Annotated in this window: 22 protein-coding genes and 1 tRNA gene; 14 read left to right on the top strand and 9 right to left on the bottom strand. The window is 60.9% G+C overall.

Annotation, left to right across the window (positions count from 1 at the left end; translation table 11 throughout):
* Window positions 1–36: 36 nt before the first annotated feature.
* Both KHP07_RS14420 and KHP07_RS14425 read left to right on the top strand, forming a co-directional pair.
* Window positions 37–1,380 carry a sensor histidine kinase gene (locus KHP07_RS14420; protein ID WP_099494294.1) on the top strand — a complete coding sequence of 448 codons (1,344 nt, stop codon included), beginning with the start codon at window positions 37–39 and terminating at the stop codon, window positions 1,378–1,380.
* Between the two features lie 40 nt (window positions 1,381–1,420).
* Window positions 1,421–2,770, top strand: coding sequence for a CoA transferase (locus KHP07_RS14425; protein WP_214497400.1), 1,350 nt, complete (start codon window positions 1,421–1,423; stop codon window positions 2,768–2,770).
* A 114-nt stretch (window positions 2,771–2,884) separates the two neighbouring features.
* On the opposite strand, the gene KHP07_RS14430 is transcribed toward KHP07_RS14425, so the two are convergent.
* Window positions 2,885–3,748 carry a DNA-3-methyladenine glycosylase family protein gene (locus tag KHP07_RS14430; protein WP_214497401.1) on the bottom strand — a complete coding sequence of 288 codons (864 nt, stop codon included), beginning with the start codon at window positions 3,746–3,748 and terminating at the stop codon, window positions 2,885–2,887.
* Window positions 3,745–5,172, bottom strand: coding sequence for an arginine-ornithine antiporter (arcD, locus tag KHP07_RS14435; RefSeq protein WP_078049997.1), 1,428 nt, complete (start codon window positions 5,170–5,172; stop codon window positions 3,745–3,747). Before arcD (KHP07_RS14435) ends, KHP07_RS14430 begins: the two co-directional genes overlap by 4 nt.
* Before the next feature lie 448 nt (window positions 5,173–5,620).
* Here arcD (KHP07_RS14435) and arcD (KHP07_RS14440) point away from each other — a divergent pair, with 448 nt between their 5' ends.
* The 12 genes from arcD (KHP07_RS14440) to KHP07_RS14495 all read left to right on the top strand — a co-directional run bounded on the left by arcD (KHP07_RS14440) (window position 5,621) and on the right by KHP07_RS14495 (window position 20,105).
* The gene (arcD, locus tag KHP07_RS14440; protein WP_078049998.1) at window positions 5,621–7,048 is read left to right on the top strand and encodes an arginine-ornithine antiporter; all 1,428 of its coding nucleotides are present in this window, start codon (window positions 5,621–5,623) and stop codon (window positions 7,046–7,048) included.
* Between the two features lie 33 nt (window positions 7,049–7,081).
* Window positions 7,082–8,338 carry an arginine deiminase gene (arcA, locus tag KHP07_RS14445; RefSeq protein ID WP_099494289.1) on the top strand — a complete coding sequence of 419 codons (1,257 nt, stop codon included), beginning with the start codon at window positions 7,082–7,084 and terminating at the stop codon, window positions 8,336–8,338.
* A gap of 69 nt (window positions 8,339–8,407) precedes the next feature.
* On the top strand, window positions 8,408–9,418 hold the full coding sequence (locus KHP07_RS14450) for an ornithine carbamoyltransferase (RefSeq protein WP_016973242.1): 1,011 nt from the start codon (window positions 8,408–8,410) through the stop codon (window positions 9,416–9,418).
* Window positions 9,419–9,574: 156 nt separating this feature from the next.
* Window positions 9,575–10,504 (top strand): carbamate kinase, encoded by a 930-nt coding sequence (gene arcC, locus KHP07_RS14455; protein WP_078050000.1) that lies wholly within the window; start codon window positions 9,575–9,577, stop codon window positions 10,502–10,504.
* A gap of 18 nt (window positions 10,505–10,522) precedes the next feature.
* Window positions 10,523–10,885: a DUF5064 family protein gene (locus KHP07_RS14460; RefSeq protein WP_078050001.1), complete on the top strand. Its 363-nt coding sequence runs from the start codon at window positions 10,523–10,525 to the stop codon at window positions 10,883–10,885.
* A 184-nt stretch (window positions 10,886–11,069) separates the two neighbouring features.
* The gene (gene gcsR / locus KHP07_RS14465; protein ID WP_078050002.1) at window positions 11,070–12,578 is read left to right on the top strand and encodes a transcriptional regulator GcsR; all 1,509 of its coding nucleotides are present in this window, start codon (window positions 11,070–11,072) and stop codon (window positions 12,576–12,578) included.
* Between the two features lie 395 nt (window positions 12,579–12,973).
* Window positions 12,974–13,357: a glycine cleavage system protein GcvH gene (gcvH, locus tag KHP07_RS14470; protein ID WP_015885597.1), complete on the top strand. Its 384-nt coding sequence runs from the start codon at window positions 12,974–12,976 to the stop codon at window positions 13,355–13,357.
* Between the two features lie 10 nt (window positions 13,358–13,367).
* Window positions 13,368–16,208 (top strand): aminomethyl-transferring glycine dehydrogenase, encoded by a 2,841-nt coding sequence (gcvP, locus tag KHP07_RS14475; RefSeq protein ID WP_214497402.1) that lies wholly within the window; start codon window positions 13,368–13,370, stop codon window positions 16,206–16,208.
* 164 nt (window positions 16,209–16,372) lie between these two features.
* Window positions 16,373–17,749 (top strand): L-serine ammonia-lyase, encoded by a 1,377-nt coding sequence (locus KHP07_RS14480; RefSeq protein ID WP_099494287.1) that lies wholly within the window; start codon window positions 16,373–16,375, stop codon window positions 17,747–17,749.
* 39 nt (window positions 17,750–17,788) lie between these two features.
* On the top strand, window positions 17,789–18,913 hold the full coding sequence (gene gcvT / locus KHP07_RS14485) for a glycine cleavage system aminomethyltransferase GcvT (protein WP_078050005.1): 1,125 nt from the start codon (window positions 17,789–17,791) through the stop codon (window positions 18,911–18,913).
* Window positions 18,914–19,308: 395 nt separating this feature from the next.
* Complete coding sequence (locus KHP07_RS14490; protein ID WP_034109143.1) at window positions 19,309–19,521, top strand: cold-shock protein; 213 nt, start codon at window positions 19,309–19,311, stop codon at window positions 19,519–19,521.
* Window positions 19,522–19,616: 95 nt separating this feature from the next.
* A complete protein-coding gene (locus tag KHP07_RS14495) occupies window positions 19,617–20,105 on the top strand; it encodes an RDD family protein (protein ID WP_010208122.1) in 489 nt (162 codons plus the stop codon).
* A 136-nt stretch (window positions 20,106–20,241) separates the two neighbouring features.
* On the opposite strand, the gene nadA is transcribed toward KHP07_RS14495, so the two are convergent.
* From nadA to pal, 7 genes are all read right to left on the bottom strand, one after another.
* Window positions 20,242–21,300, bottom strand: coding sequence for a quinolinate synthase NadA (gene nadA / locus KHP07_RS14500; protein WP_100492226.1), 1,059 nt, complete (start codon window positions 21,298–21,300; stop codon window positions 20,242–20,244).
* A gap of 256 nt (window positions 21,301–21,556) precedes the next feature.
* Window positions 21,557–22,843, bottom strand: a complete 1,287-nt coding sequence (locus KHP07_RS14505) for an OmpP1/FadL family transporter (protein ID WP_214497403.1) — start codon at window positions 22,841–22,843, stop codon at window positions 21,557–21,559.
* Window positions 22,844–23,161: 318 nt separating this feature from the next.
* Window positions 23,162–23,237: transfer RNA gene (locus tag KHP07_RS14510), tRNA-Lys, on the bottom strand.
* A gap of 63 nt (window positions 23,238–23,300) precedes the next feature.
* The gene (queC, locus tag KHP07_RS14515; RefSeq protein WP_099494368.1) at window positions 23,301–23,975 is read right to left on the bottom strand and encodes a 7-cyano-7-deazaguanine synthase QueC; all 675 of its coding nucleotides are present in this window, start codon (window positions 23,973–23,975) and stop codon (window positions 23,301–23,303) included.
* Window positions 23,976–23,991: 16 nt separating this feature from the next.
* A complete protein-coding gene (gene queE, locus KHP07_RS14520) occupies window positions 23,992–24,639 on the bottom strand; it encodes a 7-carboxy-7-deazaguanine synthase QueE (RefSeq protein ID WP_025854757.1) in 648 nt (215 codons plus the stop codon).
* Between the two features lie 164 nt (window positions 24,640–24,803).
* Complete coding sequence (gene ybgF / locus KHP07_RS14525; protein WP_016975447.1) at window positions 24,804–25,637, bottom strand: tol-pal system protein YbgF; 834 nt, start codon at window positions 25,635–25,637, stop codon at window positions 24,804–24,806.
* A 6-nt stretch (window positions 25,638–25,643) separates the two neighbouring features.
* Window positions 25,644–26,144 (bottom strand): peptidoglycan-associated lipoprotein Pal, encoded by a 501-nt coding sequence (gene pal, locus KHP07_RS14530; RefSeq protein WP_003209827.1) that lies wholly within the window; start codon window positions 26,142–26,144, stop codon window positions 25,644–25,646.
* Window positions 26,145–26,171 lie beyond the last annotated feature (27 nt).

Genomic DNA, 26,171 nt, shown 5'->3' on the forward strand with positions numbered 1-26,171 from the left:
TCGCGCCGCTGGGCTTTTCCTGTTTGAGGGTTTCCTGTGCGTTCATTGTTCTGGCGCATCCTGGCCAGCTTCTGGCTGGCCATCGCCTTGGTTGCCGGGTTGTCGATTCTGCTTGGGCACATGCTCAATCAAGATGCCTGGATTCTCAGCCGCCACCCCGGCCTTAATAACCTGGCCGAAGAGTGGACCCAACTCTACGAAGCCCAGGGTGAGGATGCTGCCCAGGACTTGCTGCAACAGCGCAAACGCCAGTACCACATCGACGTGCAAGTGCTGAATGAAAGCGGCGATCCGGTGGTTCGCGGCACCTTCCCGCGCCGCGCCGCCGCCTTCGAGGCGCGCCAGAACGACAGCCAGGACGGCCATCTGCCCTGGCGTCGCCTGACCGCCGAGTACACCAGCGAAAAGACCGGCGACACCTACCTGCTGATCTACCGCATCCCGCACCCGGAACTCGACGCCTGGCACCGCAGCAGCCTTTTGTGGCCGTTGAGCGCGTTGGCGATTGCGCTGGTGGTGCTGACCCTGTTCAGCCTGCTGGTGACACTGTCCATCACCCGACCCCTCAGCCGTTTGCGTGGTGCGGTGCATGACCTTGGTCAGGCCACCTATCAGCAAAACAGCCTGGCGCGCCTGGCCAACCGCCGCGATGAATTCGGCGTGCTGGCTACCGACTTCAACCGCATGGGCGCCCGCCTGCAAAGCCTGATCGGCAGCCAGCGCCAGTTGCTGCGCGATGTCTCCCACGAACTGCGCTCGCCCCTGGCACGCCTGCGGATCGCCCTGGCCCTGGCCGAACGCGCCAGCCCCGAAGAACGGGAAAAACTCTGGCCGCGCCTGACCCGTGAGTGCGATCGCCTGGAGGCGTTGATCAGCGAGATCCTGGTACTGGCCCGCGTCGATGCCGACAATGCCAGCGCCGAAGAGATCGACCTCTACCCACTGCTCAAAACCTTGCAAAAGGACGCCCAACTCAGCGCGCCGGACCAGGTGGTGCAACTGAGCGCCGAAGGCGACCTGCACCTCAAGGGCTGGCCGACCATGATCGAGCGCGCTGTGGATAACCTGCTGCGCAACGCCCAGCGTTTCAACCCACAGGGTCGGGCAATTGAGCTACAGGCCCAGCGCCAGGGCGAGCGCATTCTCATCAGCGTGCGCGACCACGGCCCAGGCGTTGACGCCGAGCACTTGAGCCAGTTGGGCGAACCCTTCTACCGCGCGCCCGGCCAGACCGCACAAGGCCATGGGCTAGGGCTGGCGATTGCGCGTCGCGCCGCCGAACGCCATGGCGGCAGCCTGATCCTCGCCAACCATTCCGACGGCGGCTTTGTCGCCAGCATCGACCTGCCGTTGGAACCTGGGGTTGCCACACCGGCCTGAGGATCTTCTATAGTGGCCCTTCTCTTACGGAGGGCCTTTGATGACTGACCTGCTGACCCCCATCCAAGCCGCACTCGATCTACCGCACACGCCACTGACCTATACCGAAGCCGGCGCCCTGCCCTCGACCTTCGCTGTCACCGACCTGGCCGCCGCCAGCATCGGTGCCGCCGGCCAGGCCGTGGCCCAGTTGATCCAGCAACAGACCGGGCGCCTGCCTGGCGTCAGCGTGGACCGGCGGCTCGCGTCCTTCTGGTTCTCCTCCTCGATTCGTCCGGTAGGCTGGGACGTTCCACCGCTGTGGGACCCGGTGGCAGGCGACTACGCCAGCGCCGATGGCTGGATTCGCCTGCACACCAACGCGCCCCATCACCGCGCCGCTGCCGAGCGGGTGCTGGGCAAAGCCGCCGACCGCAGCGAGATGGCCGCCAATGTGGCCAAATGGAAAGCTGCCGAGTTGGAGCAAGCGATTGTCGACGAGGGTGGTTGCGCGGCGCAGATGCGTTCGTGGCAGGCATGGCAGTCGCATCCCCAAGGGCTGGCAGTGAATGCCGAGGCGCTGGTGCAGCGTCAGACCAATGAAACCACCTCCGTTAAACCCTGGCTCGGCTCGGTGGCGCGGCCGCTGGCGGGCATCAAGGTACTGGACCTGACCCGCGTGCTGGCCGGTCCCGTGGCCAGTCGCTTTCTCGCGGGCCTGGGCGCCGACGTGCTGCGCATCGACTCCCCCAACTGGAACGAACCGGGCGTAGTGCCAGAAATGACCCTGGGCAAACGCTGCGCCCGCCTGGATTTGAAAAGCCCGGAAGGCCGGCAGGTTTTCGAAGGCCTGCTCAAGGAAGCCGACATCCTGTTCCACGGCTACCGCGCCGACGCCCTGGAGCAATTGGGCTACACCGCCAGCGCCCTGCAAGCCATTGCCCCCGGCCTGATCGATGTGAGCCTCAACGCCTACGGCTGGAGCGGCCCATGGCGTAATCGCCGGGGTTTCGACAGTTTGGTGCAGATGAGCAGCGGAATCGCCGCCGCTGGCATGGCCTGGAAACAGACGGACAAACCGGTGCCCCTGCCGTTGCAGGCGCTGGATCACGCGACCGGGTATTTGATGGCGGCCAGTGCGATTCAGGCCTTGAGCGAACGCTTGAAGTCGGGGCGCGGCGGTTCGGCACGGTTGTCGCTGGCGCGCACGGCGAAGTTGCTGGTAGAGGCGGGACAAGTGCCGGAGCAGCCAGCGTTGCGCGCCGAAGAGCCAGCAGATCAAGGCCTGTTGGCGGAGCAGACAGCCTGGGGCCAGGCACATCGATTGTTGCCACCGGTCGCTATCAGCGGCACGCCGTTGCAGTGGGATTTGCCGGCTGGGGAATTGGGTTCACACCGGCCTCAGTGGTGACCTTGAGTCCGCATTCGCGAGCAAGCCCGCTCCCACATTTTGACCGAGTACCTCCATGGAATGCGGTCGAATGTGGGAGCGGGCTTGCTCGCGAAGAGGCCAGTACAGGCACTATCAATCCGCCCGCTGCAACGACGTCCACAAATGCTGCGCCGCATACGCCCGGAGCGGGCGCCAAGCCTCAGCCCGCGCCAACAACTGCCGCGCCGAAACCGGCCCACCTTCCAACGCCGCCAGTGCATTGATCAAACCGATATCCCCCGACGCAAACGCATCCACCTCGCGCATCTGACGCATGGCGATGTACTGCGCGGTCCAGTCGCCAATGCCGGGCAACGCCACCAACCGCGCCACACCGGCCTTTAGGCTGGCCTGGGGTTCGAACAATCGGGGATCATCCAGCAACGCCTGGGCCACCCCCGACAAGGTCCGCCCACGCGCCTTGGGCATGCCCAGCGTCGCCAGGTCCGCCGCTGCCAACACCTCGGCGGAGGGGAACACATGGGTGATACCGGCATGCGGCGTTGCCAACGGCTGACCGTATTGCGCCACCAACTTACCCGCCAGACGAATCGCGGCCACCACGGTGATTTGCTGGCCGAGCACCGCGCGAATCGCCAGCTCCAGGCCATCCCAGGTGCCCGGCACACGCAAGCCCGGACGCGCTGCGACCAGTTGCGCCATCAATGGGTCCGTCGCCAGTTGCGGGTTGATCGACTGGGGCTGGGCATCCAGATCGAACATCGTGCGCAGGCGCCGTTCGATCTCAGGCAATGCCGCCGGGTCTGGAAAACCCACCTCCACGTCTAGCCAATCGCCATCCCCCATTGCCACGCTGATCCAGCCGTGCTGCCCGCGGAGACTGATACTGCGCCGGTACACCCCCGCCTCGACCGTCTCCATCCCGCCGATCGCCCGCGCCGACAGAAACCCCACCATTGCCGCCCAGTCGTAGGGCGGCTGATACGCCAGTCTCACAACGACAACACCCCGCTGTACAACCCATACGCCGCCAGCCCCGCGCCGGCGATCACGCAGCTGAAAATGCCTTTTTCCATGTGGGTAAACAAGGGCTGGTCCTGCTCGCGCTTGGCCAAGGCAAACAGGATCACGCCAGGTGCATACAGCAGCGCCGACAGCAGCAGGTACTTCAAGCCGCCAGCGTAGAGCAGCCACACCGCATAGCCGAGGGCAATCAGGCCCACCAGCAAGTCCTTCATGCGCTGGCCGTGGGCGCCCTGGTAGGTTTCGCCGCGCCCGCTCAACAACACCGCATAGGCCGCCGACCACAGGTACGGCACCAGGATCATCGAGGAGGCGAGGTATATCAGGGTGGTGTAGGTGCTGTGGGAAAACAGAGTGATCACCAGGAAGACCTGGATCATTACATTGGTCAGCCATAACGCGTTAACCGGCACCTGGTTGGCGTTTTCCTTTTTCAAAAACGCCGGCATGGTCTTGTCCTGGGCCGTGGCGTAGAGGATTTCCGCGCAGAGCAACGCCCAGGACAGCAAGGCGCCGAGCAGCGAGACCGCCAGGCCGATGCTGATCGCCATCGCGCCCCAGGGGCCGACGATGTGTTCAAGCACACCTGCCAGGGACGGGTTCTGCAAGTGCGCGAGTTCCGGCTGGCTCATGATCCCCAGGGACAACACGTTCACCAGCACCAGCAGTGCCAGCACGCCCAAAAAACCGATGACCGTGGCGCGGCCCACGTCCGAGCGTTTCTCGGCGCGCGCCGAGTACACGCTGGCGCCCTCGATGCCGATAAACACAAACACGGTGACGAGCATCATGTTGCGCACCTGGTCCACCACGCTGCCGATAGTCGGGTTGCCCGCGCCCCAGATATCACGGGTGAAGATTTCGGCCTTGAATGCCACGCTGGCAATTACGATAAACATCAGCAGCGGCACGATCTTGGCCACGGTGGTGATCTGATTGATAAACGCGGCCTCCTTGATCCCACGCAACACCAGAAAATGCACGGCCCACAGCAGCAAGGACGCGCAGCCGATGGCCACCGGCGTGTTGCCCTGACCGAATATCGGAAAAAAATAACCGAGGGTGCTGAACAGCAACACGAAGTAACCCACGTTGCCCATCCAGGCGCTGATCCAGTAACCCCAGGCCGACGAGAAGCCCATGTAGTCGCCGAAGCCTGCCTTGGCATAGGCGTACACGCCCGAGTCCAATTCAGGCTTGCGGTTGGCCAGGGTCTGGAACACGAAGGCCAGGGTCAACATACCCACGGCGGTGATCGCCCAGCCGATCAGCACGGCGCCCACCTCGGCGCGTGCGGCCATATTCTGCGGCAACGAGAAAATCCCCCCGCCGATCATCGACCCCACTACCAGGGCGATCAGGGCACTGAGCCGAAGTTTCTGGGCGGGTTGGGACATGAACACTCCTGAATGAATAAATCGTTTTAGCTGACAACTGTGCACTCAACTAATTAACCCAGCGAGTGTAGCGTTTATTAGAGACCGCAATAAAACACGGCGCTAATAACCCAAGGGCATGACAGTTTATAGGGTTGAGGCTTATTTAGAATTTAAATACGGCGACTACTTTGTCGTGTATTGGCTACTTATTGTCGCCTGTATGAAAAGTTTGCACATTCGGGAAAACGGACTAGCTTAAAATGTCCACACGTAGCACTAAATGAATAACCAATACCGCAGGGATCGCTCTGGAAAGCCCCTTTGCGCGGAAAACTATTGCCCACGGCTTTGCACCCTATGTCATTAATTCACAATGGAATGTGCCAATGAAGTGATCTGAGTCAGCTGTTTGATTAGCGCACGGATTTATTCTGTGGTCTCTCTTCTCCTGCATTGGAGTTATGCGATGTCTGAATCTCCCGGAAAACTACGACTGGGCGCACTGGTTGCACTTGTCGTCGGCTCAATGATTGGCGGCGGGATCTTCTCACTGCCGCAAAATATGGCCGCCAGTGCCGATGTCGGCGCCGTGCTGATTGGTTGGGTGATTACCGCCATTGGCATGTTGACCCTCGCGTTTGTGTTCCAGACCCTCGCCAACCGCAAGCCCGACCTCGACGGCGGCGTGTATGCCTACGCCAAGGCCGGCTTCGGTGACTACATGGGCTTCTCTTCAGCCTGGGGCTACTGGATCAGCGCCTGGTTGGGCAACGTCGGTTATTTCGTGTTGCTGTTCAGCACCCTCGGTTACTTTTTCCCGATCTTTGGCGAAGGCAATACCCCTGCTGCGGTGATCGGTGCGTCGGTGCTGCTGTGGGCCGTGCATTTCCTGGTGCTGCGCGGCATCAAGGAAGCGGCATTCATCAACCTGGTGACCACCGTCGCCAAAGTGGTGCCGCTGGTGCTGTTTGTGTTGATCGCCCTGTTCGCGTTCAAGCTGGACATCTTCACCGCTGACATCTGGGGCGTGAAAAACCCCGACCTGGGCAGCGTGATGAACCAGGTGCGCAACATGATGCTGGTCACCGTGTGGGTGTTCATCGGCATCGAAGGCGCGAGCATCTTCTCCTCCCGCGCAGAAAAACGCTCCGACGTGGGCAAGGCCACGGTAATCGGCTTTATCACCGTGCTGTTGTTCCTGATGCTGGTGAACGTGCTGTCCCTGGGCATCATGACCCAACCGGAACTGGCCAAGCTGCAAAACCCATCGATGGCCGCCGTGCTGGAACATGTGGTGGGCCACTGGGGTGCGGTGCTGATCAGCGTCGGCTTGATCATCTCGCTGCTGGGGGCGCTGCTGTCGTGGGTGCTGCTGTGTGCGGAGATCATGTTCGCCGCCGCCAAGGACCACACCATGCCGGAGTTCCTGCGCAAGGAGAACGCCAACCATGTGCCGGCCAACGCCCTGTGGCTGACCAACGCCATGGTGCAGATATTCCTGGTGATCACGCTGTTTTCCGCCAGCACCTACCTGTCGCTGATCTACCTCGCCACCTCGATGATCCTGGTGCCCTACCTGTGGTCGGCGGCTTACGCATTACTGCTGGCCGTGCGCGGCGAGACCTACGAAAACGCCCTGCGCGAGCGCAAGAAAGACCTGTTCATCGGCGCTATCGCGCTGATCTACGCGGTCTGGCTGCTCTACGCCGGCGGCGTCAAATACCTGCTGTTGTCCGCCCTGCTGTATGCCCCCGGCGTAATCCTGTTCGCCAAGGCCAAGCATGAGTTGGGCAAACCGATTTTCACCCACGTCGAGAAGCTGATTTTCGCCGCAGTGGTCATTGGCGCCCTGGTGGCGGCCTATGGGCTCTACGACGGCTTCCTGACCCTGTAACACCTGAATCTTTTGTTCACTGGAGGATCTGTAATGACCACGGAAAAAGTGAAGTACGGCGTACATTCCGAAGCCGGCAAACTGCGCAAAGTCATGGTGTGCTCCCCAGGCTTGGCCCACCAGCGGCTGACCCCCAACAACTGCGATGAACTGCTGTTCGATGACGTGCTGTGGGTGGCCCAGGCCAAGCGCGACCATTTCGACTTTGTGACCAAGATGCGCGAGCGGGACATTGATGTGCTGGAAATGCACAACCTGCTGACCGACATCGTTGCCATCCCCGAAGCGCTGGACTGGATCCTGGAACGCAAGATCACCTCCAACACCGTGGGCCTGGGCCTGGTCGATGAAGTGAGCTCGTGGTTGCGCAGCCTGGAGCCGCGCAAAATCAGCGAATTCCTGATCGGTGGCGTGTCGGCCGATGACCTGCCGAGCAGCTTCGGTGGCAAGACCATCGAGATGTTCCGCGACTTCCTCGGCCACGCCAGTTTCATCCTGCCGCCGCTGCCCAACACCCAGTTCACCCGCGACACCACCTGCTGGATCTACGGCGGCGTGACGCTCAACCCGATGTACTGGCCGGCGCGACGCCAGGAAACCCTGCTGGCCTCGGCCATCTACAAATTCCACCCCGAGTTCACCAACGCCGACTTCCAGATCTGGTACGGCGACCCGGATCAGGAACACGGCGCTTCCACACTGGAAGGCGGCGACGTCATGCCAATCGGTAACGGTGTGGTGTTGATCGGCATGGGTGAGCGCTCGTCGCACCAGGCCATCGGCCAACTGGCGCGCAACCTGTTCAAGAATAAAGCCGTGGAACGCGTGATCGTTGCCGGCCTGCCTAAGTCACGCGCGGCGATGCACCTGGACACCGTATTCAGCTTCTGCGACCGCGACCTGGTCACCATCTTCCCCGAAGTGGTCAACCAAATCGTACCGTTCACCCTGCGTCCGGATGAGAGCAAGCCACACGGCATCGACATCCAGCGCGAGAAAACCAACTTTCTCGAAACCGTCGCCGCGGCCCTCAACCTCAAGGCGCTGCGTGTGGTCGAGACCGGCGGCAACAGCTTCGCCGCCGAGCGCGAGCAGTGGGACGACGGCAACAACGTGGTGGCGGTGGAGCCTGGCGTGGTGATCGGTTACGACCGCAACACCTACACCAACACCCTGCTGCGCAAGGCCGGGGTGGAAGTCATCACCATCAGCGCCGGCGAACTCGGCCGGGGCCGTGGCGGCGGCCACTGCATGACCTGCCCGATCATCCGCGACCCTATCGACTATTAATTTCCAGGCCTTGGCCGTCGCCCATAAAGCGTCGGCCAGGGGGATAACCTAAACAGAAGGAGATCCATCATGGCTTTCAACATGCGCAACCGCAGCCTGCTGTCGCTGATGCACCACACCACCCGCGAGCTGCACTACCTGCTGGACCTGTCCCGCGACCTCAAGCGCGCCAAGTACACCGGCACCGAGCGTCCGCACCTGAAGGGCAAGAACATCGCACTGATCTTCGAAAAAACCTCGACTCGCACCCGCTGCGCGTTCGAAGTCGCGGCCCATGACCAGGGTGCCCACGTCACCTACATCGACCCGGTGTCGTCGCAGATCGGCCACAAGGAAAGCATGAAAGACACCGCCCGCGTATTGGGCCGGATGTTCGACGCCATCGAGTACCGTGGCTTCGAGCAGGAGATCGTCGAAGAGCTGGCCAAGTTCGCCGGCGTGCCGGTGTTCAACGGCCTCACCGCCGAATTCCACCCGACCCAAATGATCGCCGACACCCTGACCATGCGCGAGCACAGCGACAAACCGCTGCATGACATCAGCTACGCCTACCTGGGTGACGCGCGCTACAACATGGGCAACTCGCTGCTGATGATCGGCGCCAAGCTGGGCATGGACGTGCGCATCGGCGCGCCGAAAGCCCTATGGCCGCACGAAGATTTCATCAAGCAATGCCAGGCATTTGCCGAAGAAAGCGGCGCGCGTATCACCATCACCGAAGACCCGAAGGAAGCGGTGAAAGGCGTGGACTTCATCCACACCGATATCTGGGTGTCCATGGGCGAGCCGGTGGAAGCGTGGGACGAGCGCATCGAGCAACTGCTGCCGTACCAAGTCAACGCCAAGATGATGAAAGCCTCGGGCAACCCGCGCGTGAAGTTCATGCACTGCCTGCCGGCGTTTCACAACAGCGAAACCAAGGTGGGCAAGGACATCGCCGCGCGTTATCCGAACCTGGCAAACGGCGTGGAAGTGACCGAGGACGTCTTCGAGTCGCCGGCCAACATTGCGTTTGAGCAGGCGGAGAACCGCATGCATACCATCAAGGCGATTCTGGTGTCGGCACTCGCAGATATCTAAACCTCTAGTTGGCAATGAGGACAAATGTGGGAGCCGGGCTTGCCCGCGATGCAGGCACCTCGGTCTTTCAAGAAGGCTGCAGTGATGCTATCGCAGGCAAGCCAGCTCCCACATTAACCGCGTTCCTTCATCAGAACTTTCAGAAGGACATTCTGTATGCGCATCGTCGTAGCCCTGGGCGGCAACGCCCTGCTCCGCCGTGGTGAACCCATGACGGCGGACAACCAACGCGCCAATATCCGTATCGCCACCGAACAGATCGCCAAGATCCATGCCGGCAACGAGCTGGTGATCGCTCACGGTAATGGTCCGCAAGTCGGCCTGCTGTCGTTGCAGGCGGCGGCCTACACCCAGGTGTCGCCGTACCCGCTGGACGTGCTCGGCGCCGAGACCGAAGGCATGATCGGCTACATCATCGAACAGGAACTGGGCAACCTGCTGGACTTCGAAGTGCCGTTCGCCACCCTGCTCACCCAAGTCGAAGTGGACGCCAAGGACCCGGCCTTCCAGAACCCGACCAAGCCCATCGGCCCGGTGTACTCCAAAGCCGAAGCCGAAAAACTCGCCGCCGAAAAAGGCTGGGCGATTGCCCCGGATGGCGACAAGTACCGCCGCGTGGTCGCCAGCCCACGGCCCAAACGCATCTTTGAAATTCGCCCGATCACGTGGCTGCTGGACAAAGGCAGTATCGTGATTTGTGCCGGCGGCGGCGGCATTCCGACGATGTACGGCGAGGACGGCAAGCTGCGCGGCATTGAAGCGGTGATCGACAAAGACCTGTGTTCGTCGCTGCTGGCATCACAATTGAAAGCCGATTTGCTGGTGATCGCCACCGACGTCAACGCGGCGTTTATCGACTACGGTAAACCCACCCAGAAAGCCATCGGCCAGGCCCACCCCGACGACATCGAAAGACTCGGCTTCGCCGCCGGTTCCATGGGTCCCAAGGTCCAGGCCGCCTGCGAGTTCGCCCGCCAGACTGGCAAAACCGCCGTCATCGGTTCACTCTCGGACATCGAAGCCATCGTCCAGGGCAGCGCCGGCACACGCATCAGCACGGCAACACCTGGCATCACCTATCTGTGAAGTAGAGGAGATACGCCTATGGCCACCTTTGAACCGGGTCACCTGCACGTTGAACGTCACGCGCTGAACAAGGATGACTACAGCTACAACCTGTGCATCGACTACGAAGTCAGCCAGGATCCCAAGGAAGGCAAGGGGATGCTGTTCAAGCTGCATGGCTCGGTGCAGGGCAAGGACCTGAAGGAGGAGTTTTTCCTGCCCAAGGACCAGGCGTTCGACTTTGCCCGGCATGCGATGAACATCGCGCAGAAATACGGCATGCCGAAAATTGCTGTGTTGAACGGCTCGATGCACAAGCAGTACGACCTGATGTTCGAGGATGTGCGGCATCAGTTGGATGTGAAGGCAGGCGATCCGGTCAAGCCCGAACACCTCGAATAACCCGATTTCCCAGGCACCAACAATCAAATGTGGGAGCGGGCTTGCTCGCGTATGCAGTGTGTCAGTCAGCAATTTTTTCACTGACCCACCGTATTCGCGAGCAAGCCCGCTCCCACATTTTTGATCTCCATCACCTGTCAGGCATACTGGCCACCCTCAGTACGCCAGAACCAACAACCGTCCCATGCGTATCCACGTCAGCTTCATCGACCGCGTCGGCATTACCCAGGAAGTCCTGGCCCTGCTCGGTGGGCGCAATCTCAACCTGGATGCGGTGGAGATGGTGCCGCCCAATGTCTACATCGACGCCCCGACCCTGAGCGCCGACGTATTGGAAGAACTGCGCGGTGCGTTGTTCAGCGTGCACGGCGTGCAGGCGGTCACGGTGGTGGACATCCTCCCCGGCCAACGCCGCCATCTGCAACTCGACGCCCTGCTGGCCGCCATGACCGACCCGGTACTGGCGCTGGACAGTGCGGGCAAGATCCTGCTGGCCAACCCGGCGCTGATCACGCTGTACGGTCGTGAACCGGCCGGGGAAAGCATCAGCGAGCTGTTCAATGACCCGGCGCTGCTGGACACCCTGCTGGAACACGGCTTTCGCTTGCCGCTGCGCGAGATCAGCGTCAACGGCCAGACCCTGCTGCTGGACGCCACGCCGATCACCGACGCCGGCGCCCTGCTCACCCTTTACCAACCCAACCGCATCGGCGAACAACTGTCGGCGCTGCACCATGACCATGCCGAAGGCTTTGACGCGCTGCTGGGCGAGTCCCCGGTGATCCGCACCCTCAAGGCCCGTGCGCAACGTGTGGCGGCGTTGGATGCCCCCTTGCTGATCCAGGGCGAAACCGGCACCGGCAAGGAACTGGTCGCCCGTGCCTGCCACGCCATCAGTGCGCGCCACAGTGCGCCGTTCCTGGCCTTAAACTGCGCGGCGCTGCCGGAGAACCTCGCCGAGAGCGAGCTGTTCGGCTACGCACCGGGCGCCTTTACCGGCGCGCAACGCGGTGGCAAGCCGGGGCTGATGGAGCTGGCCAACCAGGGCACGGTGTTCCTCGATGAAATCGGCGAGATGTCGCCGTACCTGCAGGCCAAGCTGCTGCGTTTTCTCAATGACGGCAGCTTCCGGCGCGTCGGCGGCGACCGTGAAGTGAAGGTCAATGTGCGCATCCTCAGCGCCACCCACCGCGACCTGGAAAAAATGGTCAGCGAGGGCACCTTCCGCGAGGACCTGTTCTACCGCCTCAACGTGCTGAATGTCGAAGTGCCGCCGCTGCGCGAACGCGGCCAGGACATCCTCTTACTGGCGCGTTACTTCATGCAGCAGGCCTGCGCCCAGATCCAGCGCCCGGTGTGCCGCCTGGCACCCGGCACTTACCCTGCGCTGCTGGGCAACCGCTGGCCGGGCAACGTGCGTCAACTGCAGAACGTGATCTTCCGCGCCGCCGCCATTTGCGAAAGCAGCCTGGTGGACATCGGCGACCTGGACATTGCCGGCACCTCGATGGCGCGCCAGGGCGACGGCGAAGTCGACAGCCTGGAACAGGCCATGGAAGATTTCGAACGCAGCCTGCTGGAAAAGCTCTACGCCCACTACCCCTCCACCCGCCAACTGGCTAGCCGCTTGCAGACCTCGCACACGGCCATCGCCCATCGCCTGCGCAAATACGGCATTCCAAATAAGCCCTGAAGCCGAGTACCGATCAAAATGTGGGAGCTGGCTTGCCTGCGATAGCGGTGGGCCAGGCCCACCGCTATCGCAGGCAAGCCAGCTCCCACAGGAATTGCAATTCGAGCGTTAAGTTTTGGTCCAGGAACGACATCCAGTGTACTGAAAGCGCTACAGTGGAACGATATCGCTACAACCCTGTTTTTTGCGCGCCATGCAAGGCTTTGATCCACATAGGCTTTTTTTCAGGCGCCCGAGTGTAGCGAAATCGCTACAGCGAACTGGCATATCGTCATAACCGTTTTATTTAAATCGTTGATTTATAACGACTTAACAACCTTGGCCGCGATATTGCTAAGCAACTCCCCATTATTCCAATCCCGTCCACCAGACGAATCTGGCCCCGAGGAGTTTCCATGAGCGAGTTGCGTTTCACTGAAGATCACGAATGGCTGCGCGCCGAAGCCGATGGCAGCGTCACCGTGGGTATCACCGCTTTCGCGCAGAACGCGCTGGGTGATGTGGTTTTCGTGCAACTGCCGGAGTTGCAGGCCTACGACAAGGGCGCTGAAGCGTCCACCGTGGAATCGGTCAAGGCCGCCAGCGGCGTGTACATGCCCTTGGACGGTGAAGTGCTCGAAGTGAACGACAAACTCGACGGCAGCCCGGAACTGGTCAACGAAGACCCGATGGGCGAAGGTTGGTTCTTCCGCTTTAAACCCGCTGATGCCAGTGCAGTGGCTAAGCTGTTGGATCAGGATGCGTACGACCGCCTGATCAAAGCCAACGCTGAAGCTTGAGGAGCGCGCCATGACCGTTAATCTGACTACCGCCAACGAATTCATCGCCCGCCACATCGGCCCGCGCCAGCAAGACGAGCAGCACATGCTCGCCAGCCTGGGCTTCGACTCCCTGGAGGCCTTGAGCGCCAGCGTGATCCCGGAAAGCATCAAGGGCACCAGCGTGCTCGGCCTGGAAGACGGCCTGAGCGAGGCCGAGGCCCTGGCCAAGATCAAGGCCATCGCCGGCAAAAACCAACTGTTCAAGACCTACATCGGCCAGGGCTACTACAACTGCCACACGCCGTCGCCGATCCTGCGCAACCTGCTGGAAAACCCGGCCTGGTACACCGCCTACACCCCGTACCAGCCAGAAATCTCCCAAGGCCGCCTCGAAGCGCTGCTGAACTTCCAGACCCTGATCAGCGACCTCACCGGCCTGCCGATCGCCAACGCCTCCCTGCTGGACGAAGCCACCGCCGCCGCCGAAGCCATGACTTTCTGCAAGCGCCTGAGCAAGAACAAGGGCAGCAACGCCTTCTTCGCTTCGGTCCACAGCCACCCGCAGACCCTCGATGTATTGCGTACCCGTGCCGAGCCCTTGGGCATCGACGTGGTGGTGGGCGATGAGCGCGAACTGACCGACGTCAGCGCGTTCTTCGGCGCCCTGCTGCAATACCCGGCCAGCAACGGTGATGTATTCGACTACCGCGAGCTGGCCGAGCGTTTCCACGCCGCCAACGCCCTGGTAGCCGTGGCTGCCGACCTGCTGGCGCTGACCCTGCTGACCCCGCCAGGTGAATTCGGCGCCGACGTGGCCATCGGCAGCGCGCAACGCTTTGGCGTGCCGCTGGGCTTTGGTGGCCCGCACGCGGCGTATTTCTCCACCAAGGATGCGTTCAAGCGCGACATGCCGGGCCGTCTGGTCGGTGTGTCCGTCGACCGTTTTGGCAAGCCGGCCCTGCGCCTGGCCATGCAGACCCGCGAGCAACATATCCGCCGCGAGAAAGCCACCAGCAACATCTGCACCGCCCAGGTACTGCTGGCCAACATTGCCAGCATGTACGCCGTGTACCACGGTCCCAAAGGCCTGACCCAGATCGCCCAACGGGTACACCAGCTGACCGCGATCCTGGCCAAGGGCCTGACCACCCTGGGCTTGAAGGTCGAGCAGCAACACTTCTTCGACACGATTACCCTCAACACCGGCGCCAACACCGCCGCCCTGCACGACAAGGCCCGCGCCCAGCGCATCAACCTGCGTGTGGTAGACGCCGAGCGTCTGGGTGTGTCGGTGGACGAAACCACCACCCAGGCCGACATTGAAACCCTGTGGGCGATCTTCGCCGACGGCAAGGCCCTGCCGGACTTCGCTGCCAACGTGGACAGCACCCTGCCGGCCGCGCTGCTGCGCCAGTCGCCAGTCCTCAGCCACCCGGTGTTCAACCGCTATCACTCCGAAACCGAGCTGATGCGCTACCTGCGCAAGCTGGCCGACAAGGACCTGGCGCTGGACCGCACCATGATCCCGCTGGGCTCGTGCACCATGAAGCTCAACGCCGCCAGCGAAATGATCCCCGTGACCTGGGCCGAATTCGGCGCCCTGCACCCGTTCGCCCCGGCCGAGCAAAGCGCCGGCTACCTGCAACTGACCTCGGACCTCGAAGCCATGCTCTGCGCGGCCACCGGTTACGACGCGATCTCGCTGCAACCGAACGCCGGCTCCCAAGGTGAATACGCTGGTTTGCTGGCCATCCGCGCCTATCACCAGAGCCGTGGCGATGAGCGCCGCGACATCTGCCTGATCCCCTCGTCGGCCCACGGCACCAACCCGGCCACCGCCAACATGGCGGGCATGCGCGTCGTCGTGACTGCCTGTGACGCCCGTGGCAACGTGGACATTGAAGACCTGCGCGCCAAGGCCATCGAGCACCGCGACCACCTCGCGGCATTGATGATCACCTACCCGTCCACCCACGGTGTGTTCGAGGAAGGCATCCGCGAAATCTGCGGCATCATCCACGACAACGGCGGCCAGGTGTACATCGACGGCGCCAACATGAACGCAATGGTCGGCCTGTGCGCACCGGGCAAGTTCGGCGGCGACGTGTCCCACCTGAACCTGCACAAGACCTTCTGCATCCCTCACGGCGGTGGCGGCCCGGGCGTTGGCCCGATTGGCGTCAAGTCGCACCTCGCGCCGTTCCTGCCTGGCCACGCCGCCATGGAACGCAAGGAAGGCGCGGTATGTGCAGCCCCGTTCGGCAGCGCGAGCATTCTGCCGATCACCTGGATGTACATCAGCATGATGGGCGGCGCAGGCCTCAAGCGCGCTTCGCAACTGGCGATCCTGAATGCCAACTACATTTCCCGTCGCCTGGAAGAACACTACCCAGTGCTCTACACCGGCAGCAACGGCCTGGTGGCGCACGAATGCATCCTCGACCTGCGCCCACTGAAGGACAGCAGCGGCATCAGCGTGGATGACGTGGCCAAGCGCCTGATCGACTTCGGCTTCCACGCGCCGACCATGTCGTTCCCGGTGGCCGGCACCTTGATGATTGAGCCGACCGAAAGCGAATCCCGGGAAGAACTGGATCGTTTCTGTGACGCCATGATCGCCATCCGTGAAGAAATCCGCGCGGTGGAAAACGGCACCCTGGACAAGGACGACAACCCGCTCAAAAACGCGCCGCACACCGCCGCTGAAGTGGTCGGTGAGTGGTCGCACCCGTACAGCCGTGAACAGGCGGTATACCCGGTTGCTTCGCTGATCGAAGGCAAGTACTGGCCGCCGGTTGGCCGGGTCGACAACGTGTTTGGCGATCGCAACCTCGTGTGCGCATGCCCGTCGATCGAGAGTTACGCCTGATCTGACTGGGTGAATACGGTCAAAAATGTGGGAGCGGGCTTGCTCGCGAATGCGGAGTGTCAGTTGATGCATCTGGTGACTGAACCACCGCATTCGCGAGCAAGCCCGCTCCCACAATTGGACCGAGTGCACTCGATAAATAATAAGAAACCGGAGAACAACTCATGTCTTTAAGCGTGTTCGACCTGTTCAAGATTGGCATCGGCCCCTCCAGTTCCCACACCGTCGGCCCGATGCGCGCCGCCGCCCGATTCGTCGAGGGCCTCAAGCGCGACAACCTGCTGGGCACCACCACCAGCATCAAGGTGGAACTCTATGGCTCGCTCGGCGCCACCGGCAAAGGCCACGGCAGCGACAAGGCCGTGCTGCTTGGGCTGGAAGGCGAACACCCGGACACCGTGAATACCGAAACCGTGGCAACGCGCCTGGCGCAGATGCGCAAGGACGGCCGCCTGAATCTGCTCGGCGAACACAGCATCGCGTTCAACGAGAAAGAACACCTGGCGATGATTCGCAAACCCCTCGCCTATCATCCCAACGGCATGATTTTCCGTGCCTTCGACGCCGCCAATATCCAGATCCGCAGCCGCGAGTACTACTCGGTGGGCGGCGGTTTTGTGGTGGATGAAGACGCCGCCGGCGCAGACCGGATTGTCGAAGACGCCACGCCATTGACCTTCCCCTTCAAGCACGCCAAGGACCTGCTGGGCCATTGCACCACCTATGGGTTGTCCATCAGCCAAGTGATGCTGACCAATGAAAGTGCCTGGCGCCCGGAAGCGGAAACCCGTGCCGGCCTGCTGAAGATCTGGCAGGTGATGCAGGACTGCGTGGACGCAGGCTGTCGCAACGAAGGGATCCTGCCTGGCGGCCTGAAGGTCAAGCGTCGTGCCGCGGCCTTGCATCGCCAGTTGTGCAAGCACCCGGAATCGGCGCTGCGCGATCCGCTGTCGGTGCTGGATTGGGTCAACCTCTACGCCCTGGCGGTCAACGAGGAAAACGCCAACGGCGGGCGCGTGGTCACGGCGCCGACCAACGGGGCCGCCGGGATCGTGCCGGCGGTGCTGCATTACTACATGCGCTTTATCCCGGGCGCGAATGAAGACGGCGTGGTGCGCTTCCTGCTCACCGCCGCCGCCATCGGCATTTTGTACAAGGAAAACGCGTCGATCTCCGGTGCCGAAGTCGGCTGCCAGGGTGAAGTCGGCGTGGCCTGCTCCATGGCCGCCGGCGCGCTGTGCGAAGTCTTGGGCGGCAGCGTTTCCCAGGTGGAAAACGCCGCCGAAATCGGCATGGAACACAACCTCGGCCTCACCTGCGACCCGATTGGCGGCCTGGTGCAGGTGCCCTGCATCGAGCGCAACGCCATGGGCTCGGTCAAGGCGATCAATGCGGTGCGCATGGCGCTGCGTGGCGACGGGCAACACTTCGTCTCGCTGGACAAGGTCATCCGCACCATGCGCCAGACCGGCGCCGACATGAAAAGCAAATACAAGGAAACCGCCCGTGGCGGTTTGGCGGTCAACATTATCGAGTGCTGACGCCCAAAGTCGCGCCGGCACGTTTTTCAGGAGCTGAATATGTCCACCGAAACCCTGTTGAAAACCCCTCTGCATGCCCTGCACATCGAATTGGGCGCGCGCATGGTGCCCTTCGCCGGCTACGACATGCCGGTGCAATACCCACTGGGCGTGATGAAAGAACACCTGCATACCCGTGATCAGGCCGGGCTGTTCGACGTTTCCCACATGGGCCAGATCCGCCTGACGGGCGCGAACGCCGCCAAGGCCCTGGAGACCTTGGTACCGGTCGACATCATCGACCTGCCGGTCGGCATGCAGCGCTATGCGATGTTCACCAATGACCAGGGCGGCATTCTCGACGACCTGATGGTGGCGAACCTGGGCAACGACGAGCTGTTCCTGGTGGTCAACGCCGCTTGCAAGGACCAGGACCTGGCGCACCTGCGTCAGCATATCGGCGACCAATGCACCATCGAGCCGTTGTTCGAAGAGCGCGCCCTGCTGGCCCTGCAGGGTCCGGCGGCGGTCAAGGTGCTGGCGCGACTGGCGCCGGAAGTCACCAAGATGACCTTTATGCAGTTCGCTTCCCTGCGCTTGCTGGGCGTGGACTGCTACGTCAGCCGTTCGGGCTACACCGGTGAGGACGGCTTTGAAATCTCCGTGCCCGCCGCCAACGCCGAAAGCCTGGCCCGCAGCCTGCTGGCCGAGACCGAAGTGCAGGCCATCGGCTTGGGCGCCCGCGATTCGCTGCGCCTGGAAGCCGGCCTGTGCCTGTACGGCCACGACATGAACACCGACACCACACCGATCGAAGCCAGCCTGCTGTGGGCAATCTCCAAGGCCCGCCGTGCCGAGGGTGCGCGCGCTGGCGGCTTCCCAGGTGCAGACAAGATCTTCACCCAGCAGCAAGCCGGTGTGAGCCGCAAACGCGTAGGCCTGTTGCCACAGGAGCGCACGCCGGTGCGTGAAGGCGCAGAGATCGTCGACGCAGACGGCACCGTGATCGGCAGTGTGTGCAGCGGTGGTTTCGGCCCGACATTGGGTGGCCCGCTGGCAATGGGTTACCTGGACAGTGCATTTATCGCACTGGACACTGAAGTGTCTGCGCTGGTGCGTGGGAAAAAGGTGCCACTTCGTGTAAGTAAAATGCCATTTGTACCGCAACGTTACTTCCGCGGCTGATTGGATGTTTCTATAAGTAACGCGGTTGCGTTAACGTGCACTAATCTGTAACGCAACCGCCATAAAACAGTGCACTGCCGATAGTCTTTCTTATAAGGTTCAACCTATAACAAGTGATCAACTCTATCGAATAAGTCGGGATCCACAACAGTCACCCAAGTGTCATATGCCCCAGCAAACGCTGGGCTTTTGGCAGGGCTTGTTTTTTCTCTATTAGTTGGCGTAGAGTTTATCCACTGTGTTTGCATGGGTCGCTTGGAACCTGGACCTGGGCAGTAGCTGAAGTAGTTGCGCTACAACCCGTTCGACGTCTCTTACTTTCCTGCAACCCAGCCCAGTACTCTTTCATGCGAAAGGGGCTGTCATTAATTTTTAGCGTCAAAGGAAAGAAGAAAATGTCTGATCGTCAGAGCGGTACCGTCAAGTGGTTTAACGACGAAAAAGGGTTTGGTTTTATCACTCCAGAAAGCGGTCCGGATCTGTTCGTGCATTTCCGCGCTATTCAGGGCAACGGCTTCAAGAGCCTGAAAGAAGGCCAAAAGGTCACTTTCAAAGCCGTGCAAGGCCAGAAAGGCATGCAGGCTGACGAAGTACAAGCAGAAGGCTGATCCTTGCTGCGACAAAAAGCCCCTGATGGTGACATCAGGGGCTTTTTTATATGCGTATGCTCGTAAAATGGCTTTTTTAACCAGAGAGCCCTGCCATGTCAAAACCCCTGCTGAGCCCCCAAGGCGAGTTCCCCGCCGTTGGCCTGGGCCGTCGCCTGGCAGCGATGTTCTATGACTTCCTGTTGTGCACTGCCCTGCTGATCGTCACGGCGTTTATCTACAAGCTGATCTGGATCGCGTTTGTCGGCGAGGCGAAGATGCGCACCCTCACCGAATCCGGCGCGCTGGACGGCGACCCGTTGTTGTCGACGATTCTATTGTTCGTGCTGTTCGGCTTCTTTGCCAAGTTCTGGACCCATTCCGGGCAGACCCTGGGCATGCAGGTGTGGGGCGTGCGCGTACAGAACGCTGACGGCTCGCGCATCAGCCTGTGGCAGGCGCTGTTGCGCTTTGTGGTGTCGATTGCGTCGTGGTTGTGCGTGGGGCTGGGGTTTATCTGGTCGCTGGTGGATAAGCGCAAACGCAGCTGGCATGACATCTATTCGGATACGCAGTTGGTGCGGATTCCGAAGCAGAAGAAATAACGCCCTGACGAGAGGAAATCAACATGTGGGAGGGGGCTTGCTCCCGATAGCAGGGTATCAGTTGCAGATGAGCTGACTGACACTCCGTTATCGGGAGCAAGCCCCCTCCCACATTTTTTACTGAGCCCGCCTTGAGTCAGGCGTTGCCGGCGAGCTTGAGGCGGGCAGCCTGGGTGAAATCCAGCATGCGCTTGAGCGGGCGCACCGCGTGGGGGATCACGGAAGGCTCGACGAAGATTTCGTTGCTGCCCTCACGCAGGCACTGCAGCGTGCGCTCCAGGGTGTTCATCGCCATCCACGGGCAATGTGCGCAACTGCGGCACGCGGCGCCGTTGCCGGCAGTAGGCGCCTCGACGAAGACCTTGTCCGGGCACAGCTGCTGCATCTTGTAGAAGATGCCACGGTCGGTGGCGACGATGAAGGTCTTGTTCGGCAGGCGCTGGGCAGCGGCAATCAGCTGGCTGGTCGAACCCACGGCGTCCGCCAGTTCGATGACCGCCGTCGGCGACTCAGGGTGCACCAGGATGGCCGCATCCGGGTACAGCGCCTTCATGTCTTCCAACTGCTTGGACTTGAACTCTTCGTGGACGATGCAGGCACCGTCCCAAAGCAGCATATCGGCACCGGTCTGGCGCTGGATGTAGGTGCCCAAGTGCTTGTCCGGGCCCCAGATGATCGTCTCACCGTTGTCCATCAGGCTTTCGACGATTTCCAGCGCGCAGCTGGAGGTGACCACCCAATCCGCCCGTGCCTTGACCGCCGCGGACGTGTTGGCGTAGACCACCACGGTGCGCTCGGGATGCTGGTCGCAGAACGCCGAAAACTCATCGACCGGGCAACCCAGGTCCAGGGAGCACGTGGCTTCCAGGGTCGGCATTAGGATGCGTTTTTCGGGGGTGAGGATCTTGGCGGTCTCGCCCATGAAACGCACGCCTGCGACCAGCACGGTCTTGGCTGGGTGGGCGGCGCCGAAGCGGGCCATTTCCAGGGAATCGGAGACACAGCCACCGGTTTCTTCGGCCAGGGCCTGGATTACCGGGTCACAATAGAAGTGGGCAACCAGCACCGCGTCCTGAGCCTTGAGCTCGGCGGCGATGGCGGTACGCAGGCTCGCCTCTTCGTCAGCACTGAGAGCCTTGGGCTGCTTGGCGTCGAGGTGGGCTTGTACCAGAAGGCGTTCGGAAATTTGCGTCATGTTCGCAAGACCTGCAGGCGCAGTTGCGCGAAAGTCGAGTGTACCACCGGCTCTGGAGCCCTTCGGGCGCCGCCGGACGAAGTGATTGTGTTCATCAAGCACGGTTAGGGATGAAGCTGCGCAAGGCTACAGAATATCCAAGGGTTTCAAAAGCCAAATCTGGAATTCGCCGGCGTATCTGTCGGGCAAAAAAAAGGGAAACGCCAGGGTTGGAGTCTCCCTTTTTTACCACAGGCTCTTTGCTGTTTCGCAGAGATCAGAAGCGGTAAGTCACCGACCCACCAAAGCCATTGGCGCTGTTTTCATATTTGGCATCGTAGGTCAGGCCAACCTGGGAAAGGTTCTGCCGCACCTTGATCGGTTCTTCCTTGAGGTAGGAATACGCCACGTCGAAGGTCAGGTTGTCGACGGGCGTCCAGCCGGCGCCCAGGCTGAACACCGTGCGGTCACCCGTAGGAATCCGCACGGAGCGGTCGGTGTTGTTGGTCGGCGTCTGGTCCACCGAGAAACCGGTGCGCAGCACCAGCTCTTTGTTGACCCGGTACGCCGCGCCGATGGCGTGGGACCATGTGTCATGCCAGTGCTGTTGCTCGGTGATCGAGCCCAAGCCGCCGAATTGAGCGGTGAGGTCGGAGACACCGTCGTTGTTGATGGTGATCTTCTTCAACTGGCTCCAACGCGTGTAGGTGCTGCCAAGGTAGAGGGTCCAATCGTCATTCAATTGATGGGTGACCGAGAAATCCACGGACGAAGGCGTGGTCACGTCCAGGCTGGCGTCATACTTCTGCGGCCCGCCGTCGAATGCATCGGAAATCAAGCCGGACGCATGGGTCTTGCCGCTGAGGTGGTACACCACCTGCGAGTGGTAGGTCACGCCAATGCGCGTGCTGTCGAGGGGTTGCACGAGAATACCGGCGTTGAACCCGGTGGCGTTGTCATCACCTTTGACTTTCACGCTTTCGCCAGCGCCACCACCCAGTGGCACATTGGAATCCAGCTCGCCGCTGATGCGGTTAAAGGTCGGGCCAAAGCCTACCGAAATCTTGTCGTTGAACGCGTAGCTGACGGTGGGCTGCACGGTGATGACCGACACCTTGCTCTTGTTGCCAAAGCCATTGCCCTGGAAGCTGTGCTCATAGTCGGTCACCAAGCCGAACGGCGCGTAGATGCCCAGGCCGAACGCCCAGTGCTCATCGATGGACGTGACCAGGTAGCCCATCGGCACGGCAATGCCGGGCACCATGTCGCCCTTGTTAGTGCCTGGGTTGTTGGCACCGAACTGCGAGGAACTGGCGTCCTTGATGTTGGTTTTGGCGTCGAGGTAAGTCGCGCCGAGGCTGACTTCATTCTGCTTCAGGCGCGACATGCCGGCGGGGTTGCCGAACACTGTACTGGCGTCTTCGGCCGAGGAGGAGCGACCCGCGTAGCCCGTGCCCATTGAACTGATGCTTTGTTCATTGAGCGCGAAACCACCGGCAAGCAGTTGGGTTGAGGCAAGGGAAACGGCGAGCGCCAAGGCGCCTTTAAGAGTTTTGTTATTCATTATTAGGACTCGAATTGTGGGGCAGCGACGAGGAAGCTACCAACGTTCGAGCGGGGGGTTTATGAAGAGTTTTTCATGTGTGGAATTGTCGGACAATTATATGTATTTCAAAGACTTTGGCTGTTTTTTCGTTTCACGTAATGACCTTTAAACCCGATTGTGACCCATTGGTTTTGGCGAACGCTTCACCCTGGCACAGATACAAGAAAGCCCCAGGCTTTTCATTCACCTGGGGCTCGATGTGTTTTCAGGCAGGCAAAAAAAAACCCGGAAATCCTCACTTGCGTGGGCCTTCCGGATTTTCTAAACCGCCAAAAATGGTGGGTCGTGTGGGATTCGAACCTACGACCAATTGGTTAAAAGCCAACTGCTCTACCAACTGAGCTAACGACCCGCTGTGTGGTGGCGCGTATAATACTGATTTCTAAGGATTATTCAACACCTTATTTGAAATAAATCAGAAATAACGCGTTGGGTCAGTAATTTCGGCGGCTTGAAAGCCTTCTGCACGCAGTCGGCAGCTGTCGCATTTCCCACAAGCACGGCCGTCATCGTCTGCCTGATAGCAGGAAACAGTCAGCGAATAATCGACGCCAAGTCCTACGCCCGCCTTGACGATGTCGGCCTTGCTGAGGTTTTGCAGCGGCGCCAGGATACGGAAGCCCTGCCCTTCTACACCGGCCTTGGTCGCCAGGTTGGCCATGCGCTCGAACGACTCGACGAACTCTGGGCGGCAGTCCGGGTAGCCGGAATAATCCACCGCGTTGACGCCGATAAAGATATCGCGGGCGTTGAGCACTTCTGCCCAGCCAAGGGCGAGGGACAGGAACACCGTGTTACGCGCTGGCACGTAAGTCACCGGGATGCCTTCGCCGGGGGTTTCTGGCACGTCGATGCTGCTGTCGGTCAGGGCAGAGCCGCCAATACCATTGAGGTTCAGGCCGATCACCTTGTGTTCGACCACCCCCATGTCACGGGCGACGCGGGCAGCCGCGTTCAGTTCGGCGCGATGACGCTGGCCGTAGTCGAAGCTCATGGTGTAGCAGCTATAGCCTTGCGCCTGCGCCATGGCAACCACCGTGGCGGAGTCGAGACCGCCAGACAGCAGGATTACCGCGCGTTTTTGATCCATGGTGTGCTCAGTCATATCAGCGTCCTGGCTCGTCGTTCCAAAGGTATTTATGCAGCTGCAATTGCAGGCGCACCGGTAGGTTGTCCGCGACCACCCAATCGGCGAGGTCACGGGCATTCAGGTCATGATGGCTGGGTGAAAACAGTACTTCACCTGCGCGACGGTCCAACCCGTATTGAATCAACTTGGAATTCGCCCAGTCGTAGTCATCGCGCGAACAGATAACAAACTTGACCTGGTCATTGGCCGTCAGCAGCTCGATGTTCTCGTAGCGATTACGGTGCGCTTCCTTGGAGCCTGGGGTCTTGAGGTCGACCACACGGCTTACACGGGGATCGACCGCTGAGATGTCCAGGGCGCCACTGGTCTCCAGGGAAACCTCATAGCCGGCGTCACACAGTTGTTTGAGCAATGGGATGGCATTGGGCTGGGCGAGCGGCTCACCGCCGGTCACGCAGACGTAGCGCGGCTTGTAGCCGGCAACCTGCTCCAGGATGTCATCAAGAGTGCGCACCGTGCCGCCACTGAAGGCGTAGGCGCTGTCACAGTATTGGCAACGCAAAGGGCAACCGGTCAGGCGCACAAATACTGTGGGCAGGCCAGCCGTCCGCGTTTCACCCTGCAACGAGTAAAAAACTTCGGTAATACGTAATGTGTCTTGCATAGTCGCCACGGGCGTAACAGCTAAACAGGCTGTCCGCCTCCGTCAGGCACTTTGAGGGACCCCGCCAACGCGTAGACCCCAAAAAGCGTGTTTCATAAAAGGGCGTGGATTCTAACGAAAAAACCCGCGCCAGGCGCGGGTTTCTTCTAAACGGGCTGCATTGCCTACAAGCGTTGCAGGTCCCGCTGGGCCAACTGGGCAGCGGAAGTCCCAGGATACTGGGCCACCACCTGCTGCAGAATGCCTTTGACCTTGTCGGTATGACCCAGGCGGCGTTCTACGTCAGCGAGTTTATACAGCGAATCCGGCACCTTGGCGTGCTTGGGGTACAGCTGGCTGACCTTGGCAAATGCCTGGCCCGCGCCCTGTAGATCACCCTTGGCCAGGTTGACTTCACCCAACCAGTATTGGGCGTTGCCCGCGTACTGGCTGTTCGGGTATTTACGCAGGAAAGCGGTAAATGCCTGGCTGGCCTTATCGAAATCCTTGGCTTTGATCAGGTCGAAGGCTGCATCGTAATACAGCTTTTCCTTCGCCGGATCACCCGGTTCGCTGCTCGCGGCAGGGGCTTGGCTGGCAGCCGCCCCTGCTGCTGCACCACCGGCAGCAGCGCTTGGCGCGCCACCGGCAGAAGAATTATCAGGAGTTGCGGCAGGTTGAACGCCGGCTCCAATGCGTCGATCAAGATCCTGGTAACGTTCCAGGCCTTCTTGCTTCAGTTGGTTCACTTGGTTCTGCAGTACTTCAATGGTGCCTTGTTGCTGCGCCAATTGATCCTGCATGCGTTGCAGCTGGTTGAACAGTTCGCCCTGTGCCGAGGGAGCGGACGTAGCCGCTCCCCCCGCATAGGCGCCGTTCGTGCCATAACCCGCTGGCGGATAACTGCTCCCGCTATTGTTATAGCCAGAGTTGCTATCTTCCACAGGAACCGCAGCCCACACCGCAAGCGGTGCGAGGCTGAGAGCCAATACAGTTAGAGCACGACGGCACGTTCGCATGACGAATTACTTACGCAGTTCGACGCGACGGTTTTGAGCCCAGGACTGCTCGTCGTGGCCAGTAGCAACTGGACGCTCTTTACCGTAGGAAACCAGTTCCAGTTGGCCTGGAGCAACACCTTGCAGTACCAGGTAGCGCTGAACGGCTTTCGCACGACGCTCGCCCAGTGCCATGTTGTACTCACGAGTACCACGTTCGTCGGTGTTACCTTCCAGAACAACGCGAGCGCCGTTAGCTTTCAGGTCCTTCGCGTGAACGTCCAGAGCGCGCATGGCTTCTGGTTTCAGGTCCGAACTGTCGTATTCGAAGTAGAAAGTGGTGATAGCGCGCAGAGCAGCTTCTTCGCTCAGGGAGCCGTCAACCGCACCAGTGTTAGCGCCGTAACCAGCGTTTGGATCAACAGCTGCGCCTTCACCGGCATTGTCGCCGCCTTTAGACGAGCAACCAACGGCTACGGACAGAGCCAGAGCCAGAGCAGCAAACTTACCAAACTTCAGCATTTCCATCGTGAAACTCCTAATGAACCCCAGTGT

This window comes from Pseudomonas sp. VS40, assembly GCF_018587885.1.
GTDB lineage: Bacteria > Pseudomonadota > Gammaproteobacteria > Pseudomonadales > Pseudomonadaceae > Aquipseudomonas > Aquipseudomonas pergaminensis.